Below are 14210 nucleotides of genomic sequence, written 5' to 3' on the forward strand. Positions count from 1 at the left end.
GAACCCGCCCTTGGACGAGATGAACGATCGCACCTGCATCGTCACCCGCAGGCAGGCCGAACCGGATGATTTGATCCGGTTCGTCGTCGGCCCGGATTCGGCCGTCGTTCCCGACATCAAGAGAAATTTGCCCGGCCGCGGTTGCTGGGTGAGCGCCGACCGCCTACATATCGACAAGGCTGCGGCGAAGAACCTTTTCGCTCGCGCCTTCAAGGCACAGGTGGTCGTGCCGCCCGATCTTGGCGGCATGGTCGACGGGTTGCTTTCCAGACACGCCTTGGGCATGCTTGGTCTTGCCCGCAAGGCGGGCGCGATTGCGCTGGGTGCCACCAAGGTCGAGAGCGCTGTACGCGGCGGATTGGCGCTTTTCGTGCTTCACGCGACCGAGGCGTCCGACGACGGTGTGCGCAAGATCAGCCAAGCGCGACGGGCGACAGTCCATCTCGGCGGCCCTGCTATCCTTGCCTACAAACTTTTCTCCGAGGCCGAGTTGAGCTTGGCATTGGGGGGTACAAATGTGATACATGCTGCCGTTCTCGCGGGAGACGCGGGCAGGGCGGTCCAGAAGCGCATGGTTGCGCTCGACCGGTATCGGGGCGGTTCCCCGGACGATCTGGCAATGCTTGCGGCTGTTGCTGACGAAGATGATGCCGCAGAGGATATGGAATGAGCGATACGAAATCGGGTGACGACAATACGCTGAGTGTGACGCCGAAGAAGACCTTGACGCTGAAGCGCCCCGGTATGGAACAGGGCACTGTGCGCCAGAACTTCTCGCACGGCCGCACCAAGCAGGTCGTCGTCGAAACCAAGAAGCGCAAGTTCTCGATGCCCGGCGACAAGCCGGAGCCGGTTGCAGCCCCCGTCTTCACACCGAAGCCGGCGGTCGTGGCCGCACCTGTCGTGCAGGAAGCGCCGAAGGCGCCGCCACCCCCGCCACCGGCCCCGGTCGAGCGCAGCGGCATGGTGCTCAACGAACTGTCGCGCAGTGAAATGGAAGCACGCCGCAGGGCGCTCGAGGGCTCGAAGGTTCGTGAGGTCGAGGACCGTCAGCGCGCCGCCGAGGATGCCAAGCGCCGCGCCGAGGATGAAGAGCGCCGCAAGCGCGAACGCGATGAATCCGCGCGCCGCCAGGCCGAGGAAGAGGCGCGGTTGCAGACCGAGGCCGAGTCCCGCCGTCGGGCCGAGGAAGAGGCGCGTCGCCGCGCGCCGCTGACCGCCGAATTGGCGACGGTCGATGACGAAGAACAGGTCAAGCCGAAGCGGACCGGTGCCGGTGTGCCGGTGCGCCGTCCGGTCACGCCCGAAGTGGCGCGCCCGGCCAAGCCGACCAAGAGCGAGGAAGACCGCCGCCGTGGCAAGCTGACGCTGAATTCAGCATTGTCCGACGAAGATGCGCGAGCCCGTTCGCTGTCGTCGATGCGTCGACGCCAGGAAAAATTCAAGCGCGCGATGCACAATGAGCCGCGCGAGAAAGTCATGCGCGAAGTGATCCTGCCAGAGACGATTACCATCCAGGAATTGGCGCAACGCATGTCCGAGCGTGCGGTCGACCTGGTCAAGTTCTTCATGAAGCAAGGCCAGATCCTGAAGCCGGGCGACGTCATCGACGCCGACACGGCCGAACTGGTTGCCACCGAATTCGGCCATACGGTTCGCCGCGTTGCCGAGTCCGACATCGAGGAAGGCCTGTTCAACATCGCCGACAATGCCGAGGACCTGGTGTCGCGTCCGCCTGTCGTGACGATCATGGGCCACGTCGATCACGGCAAGACCTCGCTGCTCGATGCCATCCGCAACGCCAACGTCGTCTCCGGCGAAGCCGGCGGCATCACCCAGCATATCGGCGCCTACCAGGTCGAGAAGAACGGTCACAAGATCACCTTCATCGACACGCCCGGCCACGCCGCCTTCACGGCGATGCGTGCTCGTGGCGCCCAGGCGACCGACATTGCCATCCTGGTGGTTGCGGCCGACGACAGCGTCATGCCGCAGACGATCGAATCGATCAGCCATGCCAAGGCGGCCGGCGTTCCGATCATCGTGGCGATCAACAAGATCGACAAGCATGATGCCGATCCGCAGAAAGTGCGCTCCGAACTGTTGCGCCACGAGGTGTTCGTCGAATCCATGGGTGGTGAAGTTCTGGACGTCGAAGTGTCGGCGACCAAGGGCACCAATCTCGACAAGCTGCTCGAGGCGATCCTGCTGCAGGCCGAAATTCTCGACCTGAAGGCCAATCCGGATCGTACCGCCGAAGGCGTCGTCATCGAAGCCCAGCTCGACAAGGGCCGTGGTCCCGTCGCCACCGTGCTGGTGCAGACCGGCACGCTGATGCCAGGCGACATCCTTGTTGCCGGCAACGAATGGGGCCGGGTGCGCGCGCTGGTCAACGATCGTGGCACGCAGATCAAGGAAGCGCCGCCGGCGATGCCGGTGGAGGTGCTTGGCCTGCAGGGTACGCCGCAGGCCGGCGATCGCTTCGCCGTGGTCAACAACGAGGCCCGTGCCCGCGAGATCACCGAATATCGCCAGCGTCTGGCGCGCGAGAAGGCGGTTGCCAAGCATGCCGGCCAGCGCGGTTCGCTCGAGCAGATGATGTCGCAGTTGCAGACGAGCGGGCTGAAGGAATTCCCGCTGGTCATCAAGGGCGACGTGCAGGGCTCGATCGAGGCGATCAACGCGGCGCTGGACAAGCTCGGCACCGACGAAGTGCGTGCGCGCATCGTCCATGCCGGCGCCGGCGCCATCACCGAAAGCGACGTCTCTCTGGCGGAGACTTCCGGTGCCGCGATCATCGGCTTCAATGTCCGCGCCAACGTCCAGGCGCGTGCCGCAGCTGTGGCAGCGGGCATCGAGATCCGCTACTACTCGATCATCTACAATCTCGTCGATGACGTGAAGGCGGCTTTGTCGGGCCTGCTGTCGCCGGAGCGTCGCGAGACCTTCATCGGCAATGCACAGATCCTCGAAATCTTCGACATCACCAAGGTCGGCAAGATCGCCGGCTGCCGTGTCACCGAAGGCAAGGTCGAGCGTGGTGCGGGCGTGCGCCTGATCCGCGACAACGTCGTCATCCACGAAGGCACGCTGAAGACCCTGAAGCGCTTCAAGGACGAAGTTTCGGAAGTCCCAGGCGGTCAGGAATGCGGCATGGCCTTCCAGAACTACGAGGACATGCGCGTCGGCGACGTCATCGAGTGCTTCCGCGTCGAGATGGTGACCCGGACGCTCTGAGTTGGAGTGACTGTTTATACGGGCGGTGGTCGAAAGGCCGCCGCCCAACGTCTATTGAGAATGGCCCATATGAGACATGCGGCGCGGTCCCATCCCGCGCTTCACGCTTTCAGGATTGAGAAAAATGCCCCGTCCAACAGCATCCAGCCCATCCCAGCGCATGCTGCGCGTTGCCGAACAGGTGCGCCATGCGCTGTCCGAAACCTTGCAGCGTGGTGAGATCATCGATCCGCTGATCGAGAACACCGTGGTGTCGGTCTCGGAAGTGCGCATGTCGCCCGACCTGAAGGTCGCCACTGCTTTCGTCTCGCCGCTCGGCGCCAAGGATACGGATGCGGTGGTCGAGGCTCTGAACAAGCATGCGAAGTTCGTCCGTGGCCGTGTCTCCGGCGCATTGCGGCAGATGAAATTCATGCCGGAGTTCCGCTTCAAGCTCGACACCTCCTTCGATAATTTCGCCAGGATCAACGACCTGTTGAAGTCGCCCGAGGTAGCGCGCGATCTGGGTCCTGAAGACCAGGACAAAGACGACAACAAGGACACCGAATAGTGGCGCGTCGCGGCAAGAAAAAAGGCCGGCCGATCTCGGGCTGGCTGATCCTGGACAAGCCGGTCGGCATGGGCTCGACCGAAGCAGTCTCCAAGATCAAATGGCTGTTCCAGGCGGAAAAGGCCGGCCATGCCGGCACGCTCGATCCGCTGGCGTCCGGCATGCTGCCGATCGCGCTTGGCGAGGCCACCAAGACCGTGCCTTACGTGCAGGACGGCGCCAAGATCTATCGCTTCACCGTTGCCTGGGGGCAGGAGCGCTCCACCGATGACCTCGAGGGTCCGGTGACGAAGGAGTCCGACCTGCGTCCGTCGGAAGCCGAAGTGCTTGCCCTTTTGCCGAAATACACCGGCATCATCATGCAGACGCCGCCGCAGTTCTCGGCCATCAAGATCGCGGGTGAGCGCGCCTACGATCTGGCCCGCGATGGCGCGACAGTCGATATTCCGCCACGCGAGGTCGAGATCGGCCGGCTCGATATTGTCGGGCACAATGCCGACCATACGGTTTTCGAAGTCGAATGCGGCAAGGGCACTTACGTGCGCTCGCTGGCCCGTGACATGGGCCGCGACCTCGGCTGCTTCGGCCATATTTCCGAATTGCGCCGGGTCGAGGTCGAGCCGTTCACGCCAGAGGATTTCGTCACCATCGCCGAGCTGGAAGCCGCCCGTTTCGGCGTGCGGGATGAAGACAGCTCGGAGGCGACGGATGTCGCCGACACGATAGAAGCCGCCGACACGACAGAAGTCGCTGACGCGGTGGAAGCGCCAATCGACTTCGACGCCATCGATGCGCTTCTGGTCGATACATCGGCTGCCCTCGACTGCCTGCCGCAAATCGCCATCAGCGACGATGCGGCGACCAAGATCCGCCTTGGCAATCCGGTCATCATTCGTGGCCGCGACGCACCGGTGGAAGCCGAGGAAGCCTGCGCCACGGCACGCGGCAAGCTGGTCGCCATCGGCGCGATCGAGCAAGGCATGTTCAAGCCCAAGCGGGTCTTTGCCGGCTGAGCGCACTCATCTAATGTCTGCGGGACATAGCGTTAGAGGGGCTCCATGGCAAAGGCTGAGGCGATCAAGAAGCGAGCGCCGGTGAAGACGCGGCGGCCGCCGGTCGGCGCATCGCCGGGCACGCTGATCGCCGACCCGTCGGCGCGGCGCAGCGAACTCAGGCTGACGCTGATCTCGCCAGAAAAATTCAAGACCATCGAAAATGCCAGCATCGACGACCTCAACACCCATTGCGACAAATGGCCGGTCATCTGGCTCGACTGCACCGGCCTCGCCAACATTCCGCTGATCGAGGAGATCGGCCGCATTTTCAGCCTGCATCCGCTGGCGCTGGAGGACGTCGTCAACACCGGCCAGCGGCCCAAGGTCGACTTCTTCGAGGACCATGCCTTTGTCGTCGTCAGGATGATCGACGATGTCACGTCGCACCGCTATGAGCAGATCGCCGTCTTCTTCGGCAGCAACTTCGTCGTCACCTTCCAGGAACGTGAAGGCGATCCCTTCAATCCCGTGCGCAAGCGCATCGAAAGTTCGGCGCCCAACCGGTTGCGCGCGCGCGGTGCCGACTACCTCGCCTATGCGCTGATCGACGCCGTCGTCGACAGTTATTTCCCGCCGATCGAGTCGGCCGGTGAGATGGTCGACAGCATCGAGGACGAGATGCTGCATTCGCCGCACAAGCATCAAATGCGGCAGCTGCATGAATTGCGGCGCGATGCCAATGTGCTGAAAGGGGTGCTGTGGCCGATGCGCGACGCGCTGGCGACGTTGATCCGCAATGACGTGCCCTATGTGAAGGCCGAAACCAAGATCTTCCTCAACGACACGCTCGACCATTCGCTCAGGCTGATCGAATTGGTCGAAACCCAGCGCGACATGCTGACCGGCCTGATCGAGATGCATCTGTCGCTGAGCCAGGCGCGCACCAACGACGTCATCAGCTATCTCACCATCGTCTCGGTCATCTTCATGCCGCTCACCTTCCTGGTCGGCATCTGGGGCATGAATTTCGATCCAGGGTCTTCGCCCTGGAACATGCCGGAACTGAAGGCCTATTACGGCTATCCCTTATCGCTTCTGTTCATGGCGCTTGTCGCGTTCGGGCTGATTGCCTTCTTCAAATGGAAGAAATGGCTCTGACAAGGATAGAACCGGCCATTTTGGCCTGAAAAGCCGGCTTGTGAATTGGGCTGGTGTTTTCCGGGGAATTGCACTATATGCGCCGCAGCATAGCGCTAAGACGCTTTGCCTGCACCGGCCCCTGCTGGACGACATCCCGGCTGAGGGCGACCCGTTTCCTCAAACAGATAAGGAAAAACACGATGTCGATTACTGCCGAGCGCAAACAGGAATTGATGGGTGAATTCGCAACCGCCAAGGGCGATACCGGGTCTCCGGAAGTCCAGGTGGCCATCCTTTCCGAGCGCATCAAGAACCTGACCGACCATTTCAAGGACCACAAGAAGGATAACCATTCCCGCCGTGGTCTGCTCGCTCTCGTCTCCCAGCGCCGCAGCCTGCTTGATTATCTCAAGCGCAAGGACGACGCGCGCTATCAGACGCTGATCGAGAAGCTCGGTCTGCGCCGTTGACGAATTGACCGGCGGGCTTTCTTCGGAGAGCCCGCCGGTCGCGCATTCTGCCAGTCGCATCGACTGGCCAGACCCGGTTTCGATCGTGCAGAGGGCACTCGAAACCGCCCATGGACGGTCATGGGGCAGGATTGCAGGACGCTCGTGCGCTCGCCCGCGCCGAAATTACCCGAGCCTCCCGTTGTCTTGCCCGTGGCTGCCCGAGAAAGGAAGCCTGGGAAAGGGCATCCGCGCACCGTGAAACGGCGCGGCCCTTTCCTCATATTAAGGACAAGATATGTTCAATCACCACAAAGTGGAAATCGAATGGGGCGGTCGTCCGCTCATCCTCGAAACCGGCAAGATCGCCCGCCAGGCTGACGGCGCGGTGCTCGCCACCTATGGCGAGACCAAGGTTCTCGCCACCGTCGTTTCGATGAAGGAGCCGAAGCCCGGCCTCGATTTCTTCCCGCTGACCGTCAACTACCAGGAAAAGACCTATGCCGCCGGCAAGATCCCGGGTGGCTATTTCAAGCGTGAAGGCCGTCCGAGCGAGAAGGAAACGCTGGTTTCCCGCCTCATCGACCGCCCGATCCGCCCGCTCTTCGCCGCAGGCTACAAGAACGACACCCAGATCGTCGTCACCGTCGTCCAGCACGATCTCGAGAACGATCCCGACATCCTGTCGATCGTTGCCACATCGGCTGCCCTGACGCTCTCGGGCGTGCCCTTCATGGGCCCGATCGGCGGCGCCCGCGTCGGTTACATCAACGGCGAATACGTGCTCAACCCGCATGTCGATGAGATGCAGGAATCGAAGCTCGACCTGATTGTCGCCGGCACCACCGACGCCGTGCTGATGGTTGAATCCGAAGCCAAGGAACTCGGCGAAGAGCTGATGCTCGGCGCCGTCATGTTCGGCCACAAGGGCTTCCAGCCGGTCATCGACGCTATCATCAAGCTGGCCGAAGTTGCCGCCAAGGAGCCGCGCGACTTCACCGCGCCGGACTATTCCGCCCTTGAAGCCGAGATGCTGAAGATCGTCGGCGACGAACTCAGCACTGCCTACAAGAACGTCGACAAGCAGAAGCGCTACGCCGCCGTCGACGCCGTCAAGGCGAAGGTCAAGGCCGCGTTTGCCCCGGCTGAAGGCGAAGACGCCAAGTACACCTCCGAGCAGATCGGTGCCGTGTTCAAGGAACTCCAGGCCAAGGTGGTGCGCTGGAACATCCTCGACACCGGCTCGCGCATCGATGGTCGCGACCTGAGCACGGTCCGCAAGATCGTCTCGGAAGTCGGCGTCCTGCCGCGCACCCATGGTTCGGCGCTGTTCACCCGCGGCGAGACCCAGGCGCTGGTCGTTGCCACGCTCGGCACCGGCGAGGACGAGCAGTATGTCGATTCGCTGACCGGCATGTACAAGGAGAAGTTCCTCCTTCACTACAACTTTCCTCCCTACTCCGTCGGTGAGACCGGCCGCATGGGTTCGCCAGGCCGTCGCGAAATCGGCCATGGCAAGCTCGCCTGGCGCGCCATTCGCCCGATGCTGCCGAGTGCCGACCAGTTCCCCTACACGCTGCGCGTCGTCTCGGAGATCACCGAGTCCAACGGCTCGTCGTCGATGGCCACCGTCTGCGGCACCTCGCTGGCGCTGATGGATGCCGGCGTGCCGCTGGCCAAGCCCGTCGCTGGTATCGCCATGGGCCTGATCAAGGAAGGCGAGCGCTTCGCGGTTCTGTCCGACATCCTGGGTGACGAGGATCACCTCGGCGATATGGACTTCAAGGTCGCCGGCACCGCCAACGGCATCACCTCGCTGCAGATGGATATCAAGATCGAGGGCATCACCGAGGAGATCATGAAGATCGCGCTGGACCAGGCCAAGGATGGCCGCCAGCATATCCTCGGCGAGATGGCGCATGCTCTGACCGGCGCGCGTGCGGAACTCGGTGAGTTCGCGCCGCGCATCGAAGTGATGCACATTCCGACCGACAAGATCCGCGACGTCATCGGATCGGGCGGCAAGGTCATCCGCGAGATCGTCGAGAAGACCGGCGCCAAGATCAACATCGAGGACGACGGCACGGTCAAGATCGCTTCGTCCAACGCCAAGGAGATCGAGGCGGCGAAGAAGTGGATCCACACCATCGTCGCCGAGCCGGAAGTCGGCGAAATCTATGAAGGCACGGTCGTCAAGACCGCCGACTTCGGCGCTTTCGTCAACTTCTTCGGTCCGCGTGACGGGCTCGTCCATATCTCGCAGCTTGCCAACGACCGGGTCGCCAAGACCTCGGACGTGGTCAAGGAAGGCGACAAGGTCTGGGTCAAGCTGATGGGCTTCGACGAGCGCGGCAAGGTCCGCCTGTCGATGAAGGTCGTCGACCAGGCCACCGGCAAGGAACTCGCCCGCGACAAGAAGACCGAAGGCGAAGAAAACGCCGCCTGATCGGCCTGAACACACAATCGAAGCGGGCGCGCCGGTAGGTCGCGCCCGTTTTCATTTGAAGGGGACCCGGGAATGTCTGCTGAGGCGTTGAAGACGCTTTTTCATCCGTTCGAGGCCGAGGCTGTCGCCTTGCCGCGGAAGGGTGAGCGCGTTCTCTTTCTCGGCGCCGAACCGGGTTTTCGGTTGCCCGAAGGCTTCGAGGCCGCGCTTCATCTCATGCAAGGCTTCCGGCCGCATTTTCGCGCGCTGCAGGCCTCCGGCGTCATCGTCACCGCGCAAGCGGAAGGCGACGGTTTTGATATGGCACTCGTGCTGGCCGGCAGGCATCGCGGGCTGAACGAAGTGCGCATTGCGCAGGCGCTTGAGCGCGTGGCGCCAGGCGGCCTGGTCGTCGTTGCCGGCGGCAAGGACGATGGCATTGCCAGCCTGCGCAAGCGCGTTGACGAGCTTGTGCCGCTTGAGGGCCATCTGCCGAAATATCACGGCATCGCGTTCTGGTTTCGCCGTCCCGCCGATCTGGCTGCCGCGGAAGAATTGCATGCCGCCAATCCCGCCTTGCTGATCGAGGGCCGGTTCCATACCGCACCCGGCATGTTTTCCTTCGACCGGATCGATATCGGCTCGAGATTGCTGGTCGACAACCTGCCCAATGATCTGCGTGGCAGCGTTGCCGATTTCTGCGCCGGCTGGGGCTATGTGGCTGCCGAGATGGCCGCCCGTTCACCCGGCATTTTGTCACTCGACCTCCATGAGGCCGATTTCGCTTCGCTCGAAGCCGCGAAGCTCAATCTGGCAGGGGTTAGTCAATCGGTTGCCAGGAATTTCTTCTGGATCGACCTGCTGAAGGAATCGGTCGAGAAGCGCTACGATGCGATCGCCATGAACCCGCCGTTTCACCGCAGCCGTGCGGCCGAGCCCGAGATCGGCGCCGGGATGATACGCGCGGCGGCAAAGGCCCTGAAGCCCGGCGGGCGGCTGTTCATGGTCGCCAACCGCCAGCTTCCTTATGAGCCGATCCTGTCGGCGGCCTTTTCGAGCCATGCCGAGCTCGCCCGCGACGGCATGTTCAAGATATTGTCGGCGCGCCGCTAAAGCGCCGCGACGATTTCAATCTGCTGAAGAGGACGCCGGCTATCGCAGAAATTGCGACAGCTGGAGTGGCGACTATGGCCAGCACGCCAGTCAAGTCGACGTAGTGCTCCCACGCGCCAGGTGGAGGGGGAGGCGAAATGAGCGCCAGTCCTCCCCACAAAACGACATTAAGCAAAGCACAGCCGACGAAGCCGATCGCCCATACCCATTTGGCGTGAAGTCGAAACGAACAAAGCGAAATGAAAATGCCCAGAACAAGCAAACCTGGACCATGACTTGCGGCGAACATAGTCCAAAGATCGAATGCGGCGAGGGTCCCATTCCAAGGCCGAACCAGCGCAAGCAACAGGAGCGCACTTGGCACCGAGACCATCAGTATGCCGAGACAACCGTTGAGAAAGGAATATCGTTTCAATCGAGATGCGCTCCTTCGATGGCCAGCATCATGACATCATTGATCGAGGCTCGCGAAAGACGTTTCCGGTGATTTCCGCTTGGCGTCAATGCAGATTGGCGACGCGCCGGACTTCGTCGGTGACATGCGCGTCGCCAACCCTGAACTTGAGTGGTGCCGGCCGGCCGAACAGATAGCCTTGCACCACCTCGCAGCCCGCCGCCCTGAGCAGCGTCGCCTGGCTTTCGGTCTCGACGCCTTCGGCAATGATGCTGACGCCGAGCGCCCGCGAAAGCCCGACGATGGTCGAGACGACCGCGCCTGAGCTGGAATCGGTATCGAGGCGGCTGACGAAGGACCGGTCGATCTTCAGCTTGCCGAACGAGAAGTCGATCAGGTAGCTCAAATTGGAATAGCCGGTGCCGAAATCGTCGACTGCCACCGAGATGCCCATGTCCGCAAGCTGCTTCAGGATGGCGGCGGCGCGGTCGCGGTCCTGCATCATCGCCGTCTCTGTCACTTCCAGCTCCAGCCGCGACGGCTTGATGCCGGTGCTCGTCATGGTGTCGCGCACGATACCGACGAAGTCCTTGGTCATGAACTGCACGGGCGAGATGTTGACGGCGACGAAACAGTCGTCGGGCAGATGCCGGGCGTCGCTGCAAGCCTTGCGCAGCACCCATTCGCCGATCGGGCCGATCATGCCGGTTTCCTCGGCGATCGGGATGAACTCCATCGGCGGGATCATGCCGCGTTCGGGATGCCGCCAGCGGATCAAGGCTTCGTAGCCGACGATGCGGCCGGTCGGGAGATCGAGCTGCGGCTGGTAGTGAAGATCGAAGTCACCGCGCTCGAAAGCTGTATTTAGTTCGGATTCGATCCATTGGCGATGATCGGCGACCCTGCCCATTTCGGCATGGAAGACAGACCAGTTGCCGATGCCGCTGGCGCGCGCATTCTGCAGCGCCAGATTGGAGCGGCGCAGGATGAGGACGGGATCGACGCCATCCTTTGGCATCGCCACGATGCCCACCGACAGGCTGACCGATTGCATGTGGGTGGTGAGCTCATAGGGCTCCATCATCTCGTCGATGAGCCTCTCGATGGTGCTTTCCAATGACCCTGAAACCTGGTTGTCAGGGAGCAGTATCGCGAATTCGCCGGCGCCGATGCGTCCGATCAGCGCGCGCTGCGGCACACAGGTCCTCAAGCGCTTGGTGAAGGCGCGGATCAACTCGTCGCCCTGGCTGTAGCCGATGGCGTCGTTGATCTGCTTGAACCGGTCGATATCGATATCGATGAGGAACATCGGCTCGCCGGTCCGGCTTGTCGCGCATGCCGCCTCGGCAATCTTGCCGACCATCGCCGGGCGCGCCAAAAGCCCCGTCAGCTTGTCGAAATGGGTTTCCGTGAAAACGAAATCCGCCGATTCATCGACGCCGGCGAAGAAAGACATCGCGGCTGCCGATGCCGCCAGCGCGCAAAGCGCGGCCATTATCGCGACCATCATGTCCGCGGAGATGCCGGCAAAGCCATCGCCGAGACCGAGCTTCAGGCCCCAGAGTCCGAGGACGAAACTGCCGAGACCCGAGCTTGCTATGGTAAGCAGTCGGAATACCGGTGTTCGCTTCGGGCTGCTGGCGGCGGACATTGAAAGATCCCCAGAGTACGGGGCTTTCTAGCGGATATCTCCTTAAAATGAGTTTCCGCGAATGCATCTAATTTTATTCGACCAGAAAGTATTTCTGGAGAGAGTTAAAGCGCGTCGCGTTGAATGGGGTTGCGTCGGCGCAGTTTAAGCTTTGTTTCATAATTGTCGTTGTTCCAAGACCGCTGCACACGCTTGGGCGAGATGCATTAGTCTCGTCCGCCGTCGGTCTGCTTCAATTCGTCGAGCGTCGGCATGGAAACGATGTGATAGCCGGAATCGACATAGTGGATTTCGCCGGTAACGCCGGAAGACAGATCCGACAACAGATAAAGCGCGGAGCCGCCGACTTCGTCGATGGTCACCGTACGGCGCAGCGGTGAGTTGCGCTGTTGGTAGGAGAACATGTGGCGGGCGTCGGAAATCCCGGCGCCGGCAAGCGTGCGCACCGGTCCGGCCGATATGCCGTTCACCCTGACGCCGCGCGGACCGTAGTCGTTGGCGAGGTAGCGCACGCTGGCCTCCAGCCCTGCTTTGGCGACACCCATGACATTGTAGTTCGGCATGACGCGGACCGATCCCGCATAGGTCAGCGTGATCATCGATCCGCCGTTCTGCATCAGTGCGGCGGCATGGCGGGCGACCTCGGTGAAGGAGTAGCAGGAGATCACCATGGTGCGGACGAAATTGTCCCGGCTGGTGTCGGCGTAGAGGCCTTTCAGCTCATTCTTGTCGGAAAAGCCGATGGCATGGACGACGAAATCCAGCCCGCCCCATTCCTTGCCCAGGGTCTCGAACGTGGCGGCGACCGAAGCGCTGTCCTCGACGTCGCACGGCACCACCAGCGAGGCACCGAGCTTGTCGGCCAGCGGCTTGACCCGGCGCCCGAAGGCATCGCCCTGATATGTGAAGGCGAGTTCCGCCCCATGTTCGGACAATTTCCGTGCGATGCCCCAGGCGATCGAATGATCGTTGGCGACACCCATGACAAGCCCGCGCTTGCCCTTCATCAATCCGTCCATGGCCGGCAAATCCTTATGCGGAATAGCGCTGGAAAACGAGCGTTGCGTTGGTGCCACCGAAGCCGAACGAATTTGACAAGACGGTGTCGATCCTGGCGTTGTCGATGCGCTTTCGCACGATCGGCATGCCCTCGAATTCGGGGTCGAGCGTCTCGATATGGGCGCTTTCGCCGATGAAACCGCCCTGCATCATCAGGATCGAGTAGATGGATTCCTGCACGCCGGCCCCGCCCAGGGAATGGCCGGTCAGTGATTTTGTCGAGGTGATGTAGGGCATCTTTTCGCCGAACACCTCGCGGATCGCGCCCATTTCCTTGGAATCGCCCACCGGTGTCGATGTGCCGTGGGTGTTGATGTAGTCGACCGGCGTGGAAACGGTGGCCAGTGCCTGGCGCATGCAGCGGACCGCGCCCTCGCCTGAAGGGGCAACCATGTCGTAGCCGTCCGAGGTCGCGCCGTAGCCGACGATCTCGGCGTAGATCTTGGCGCCGCGCGCCTTGGCATGCTCGAGCTCTTCCAGCACCAGCACGCCCGCGCCGCCGGCGATGACGAAGCCGTCGCGATTGGCGTCATACGCGCGCGAAGCGGTCGATGCCTTGTCGTTAAATTTCGACGACATGGCGCCCATGGCATCGAACAGGTCCGACATCGTCCAGTCGAGATCCTCGTGGCCGCCGGCAAAGACCATGTCCTGCTTGCCCCACTGGATCAATTCGTAGCCATTGCCGATGCAATGCGCCGAGGTCGAACAGGCCGACGAAATCGAGTAGTTGACGCCGTGGATCTTGAACCAGGTGGCAAGCGTTGCCGATGCGGTCGACGACATCGCCTTCGGCACCGCGAACGGACCGATGCGCTTGGGACTGCCGTTCTTCAGCGTGGTCTCGGCCGCCTCGAAGATGGTGCGGGTGGATGGTCCGCCCGATCCCATGACGATGCCGGTACGCTCATTGGTGATGTCGCTCTCTTCGAGGCCCGCATCCGCGATCGCCTGATCCATGGAAACGTGGTTCCAGGCCGCACCTTGGCTTAGGAAGCGCATCGCCCGGCGGTCGATCATGGCCGATGGATCGAGCGTCGGCGCGCCCCAGACCTGGCAACGGAAGCCATGCTCGGCGAACGAATCGGAGAAGCTGATGCCGGATCTGGCGTCATACAGCGAGGCTTGCACCTCGTTGGCATTGTTGCCGATCGACGACACGATGCCGAGGCCTGTGACTACGACACGTCTCATTCG

Annotated in this window: 11 protein-coding genes; 8 read left to right on the forward strand and 3 right to left on the reverse strand. The window is 62.2% G+C overall.

The window, feature by feature from the left end:
• Nucleotides 1-19 precede the first annotated feature (19 nt).
• From NKI38_RS17700 to NKI38_RS17735, 8 genes are all read left to right on the forward strand, one after another.
• Complete coding sequence (locus NKI38_RS17700) at nt 20-670, forward strand: RNA-binding protein (RefSeq protein WP_352659517.1); 651 nt, start codon at nt 20-22, stop codon at nt 668-670.
• Nucleotides 667-3237 (forward strand): translation initiation factor IF-2, encoded by a 2571-nt coding sequence (gene infB, locus NKI38_RS17705; RefSeq protein WP_352659518.1) that lies wholly within the window; start codon nt 667-669, stop codon nt 3235-3237. The genes NKI38_RS17700 and infB overlap by 4 nt, the downstream gene beginning before the upstream one ends.
• A 124-nt stretch (nt 3238-3361) precedes the next feature.
• Nucleotides 3362-3787, forward strand: a complete 426-nt coding sequence (gene rbfA, locus NKI38_RS17710) for a 30S ribosome-binding factor RbfA (RefSeq protein WP_352601443.1) — start codon at nt 3362-3364, stop codon at nt 3785-3787.
• On the forward strand, nt 3787-4800 hold the full coding sequence (gene truB / locus NKI38_RS17715; RefSeq protein ID WP_352659519.1) for a tRNA pseudouridine(55) synthase TruB: 1014 nt from the start codon (nt 3787-3789) through the stop codon (nt 4798-4800). Before rbfA ends, truB begins: the two co-directional genes overlap by 1 nt.
• A 45-nt stretch (nt 4801-4845) precedes the next feature.
• Nucleotides 4846-5940, forward strand: coding sequence for a magnesium/cobalt transporter CorA (corA, locus tag NKI38_RS17720; RefSeq protein WP_352659520.1), 1095 nt, complete (start codon nt 4846-4848; stop codon nt 5938-5940).
• A gap of 77 nt (nt 5941-6017) precedes the next feature.
• Nucleotides 6018-6392 (forward strand): 30S ribosomal protein S15, encoded by a 375-nt coding sequence (gene rpsO, locus NKI38_RS17725; RefSeq protein WP_274533684.1) that lies wholly within the window; start codon nt 6018-6020, stop codon nt 6390-6392.
• Between the two features lie 277 nt (nt 6393-6669).
• Nucleotides 6670-8817 (forward strand): polyribonucleotide nucleotidyltransferase, encoded by a 2148-nt coding sequence (gene pnp / locus NKI38_RS17730; RefSeq protein WP_352629728.1) that lies wholly within the window; start codon nt 6670-6672, stop codon nt 8815-8817.
• A 72-nt stretch (nt 8818-8889) separates the two neighbouring features.
• On the forward strand, nt 8890-9909 hold the full coding sequence (locus NKI38_RS17735) for a class I SAM-dependent methyltransferase (RefSeq protein WP_352659521.1): 1020 nt from the start codon (nt 8890-8892) through the stop codon (nt 9907-9909).
• Between the two features lie 500 nt (nt 9910-10409).
• Here NKI38_RS17735 and NKI38_RS17740 read toward each other — a convergent pair whose 3' ends face one another.
• The 3 genes from NKI38_RS17740 to fabB all read right to left on the reverse strand — a co-directional run bounded on the left by NKI38_RS17740 (nt 10410) and on the right by fabB (nt 14207).
• Nucleotides 10410-11954, reverse strand: a complete 1545-nt coding sequence (locus NKI38_RS17740; RefSeq protein ID WP_352659522.1) for a putative bifunctional diguanylate cyclase/phosphodiesterase — start codon at nt 11952-11954, stop codon at nt 10410-10412.
• A gap of 206 nt (nt 11955-12160) precedes the next feature.
• On the reverse strand, nt 12161-12973 hold the full coding sequence (gene fabI, locus NKI38_RS17745; protein ID WP_352659523.1) for an enoyl-ACP reductase FabI: 813 nt from the start codon (nt 12971-12973) through the stop codon (nt 12161-12163).
• 13 nt (nt 12974-12986) lie between these two features.
• On the reverse strand, nt 12987-14207 hold the full coding sequence (gene fabB / locus NKI38_RS17750) for a beta-ketoacyl-ACP synthase I (protein WP_352629720.1): 1221 nt from the start codon (nt 14205-14207) through the stop codon (nt 12987-12989).
• Between the last annotated feature and the right edge of the window lie 3 nt (nt 14208-14210).

It is taken from the genome of Mesorhizobium sp. M0621, assembly GCF_040320745.1.
Taxonomy (GTDB): domain Bacteria; phylum Pseudomonadota; class Alphaproteobacteria; order Rhizobiales; family Rhizobiaceae; genus Mesorhizobium.

Excerpts from the sequence above, each read along its gene's own strand:
- NKI38_RS17735 (WP_352659521.1), top strand. The coding sequence starts at position 8,890 with ATGTCTGCTGAGGCGTTGAAGACGCTTTTTCATCCGTTCGAGGCCGAG.
- NKI38_RS17700 (WP_352659517.1), top strand. The coding sequence starts at position 20 with ATGAACGATCGCACCTGCATCGTCACCCGCAGGCAGGCCGAACCGGAT.
- NKI38_RS17740 (WP_352659522.1), bottom strand. The coding sequence starts at position 11,954 with ATGTCCGCCGCCAGCAGCCCGAAGCGAACACCGGTATTCCGACTGCTT.
- rpsO (WP_274533684.1), top strand. The coding sequence starts at position 6,018 with ATGCGCCGCAGCATAGCGCTAAGACGCTTTGCCTGCACCGGCCCCTGC.
- corA (WP_352659520.1), top strand. The coding sequence starts at position 4,846 with ATGGCAAAGGCTGAGGCGATCAAGAAGCGAGCGCCGGTGAAGACGCGG.
- pnp (WP_352629728.1), top strand. The coding sequence starts at position 6,670 with ATGTTCAATCACCACAAAGTGGAAATCGAATGGGGCGGTCGTCCGCTC.
- fabI (WP_352659523.1), bottom strand. The coding sequence starts at position 12,973 with ATGGACGGATTGATGAAGGGCAAGCGCGGGCTTGTCATGGGTGTCGCC.
- fabB (WP_352629720.1), bottom strand. The coding sequence starts at position 14,207 with ATGAGACGTGTCGTAGTCACAGGCCTCGGCATCGTGTCGTCGATCGGC.
- rbfA (WP_352601443.1), top strand. The coding sequence starts at position 3,362 with ATGCCCCGTCCAACAGCATCCAGCCCATCCCAGCGCATGCTGCGCGTT.
- infB (WP_352659518.1), top strand. The coding sequence starts at position 667 with ATGAGCGATACGAAATCGGGTGACGACAATACGCTGAGTGTGACGCCG.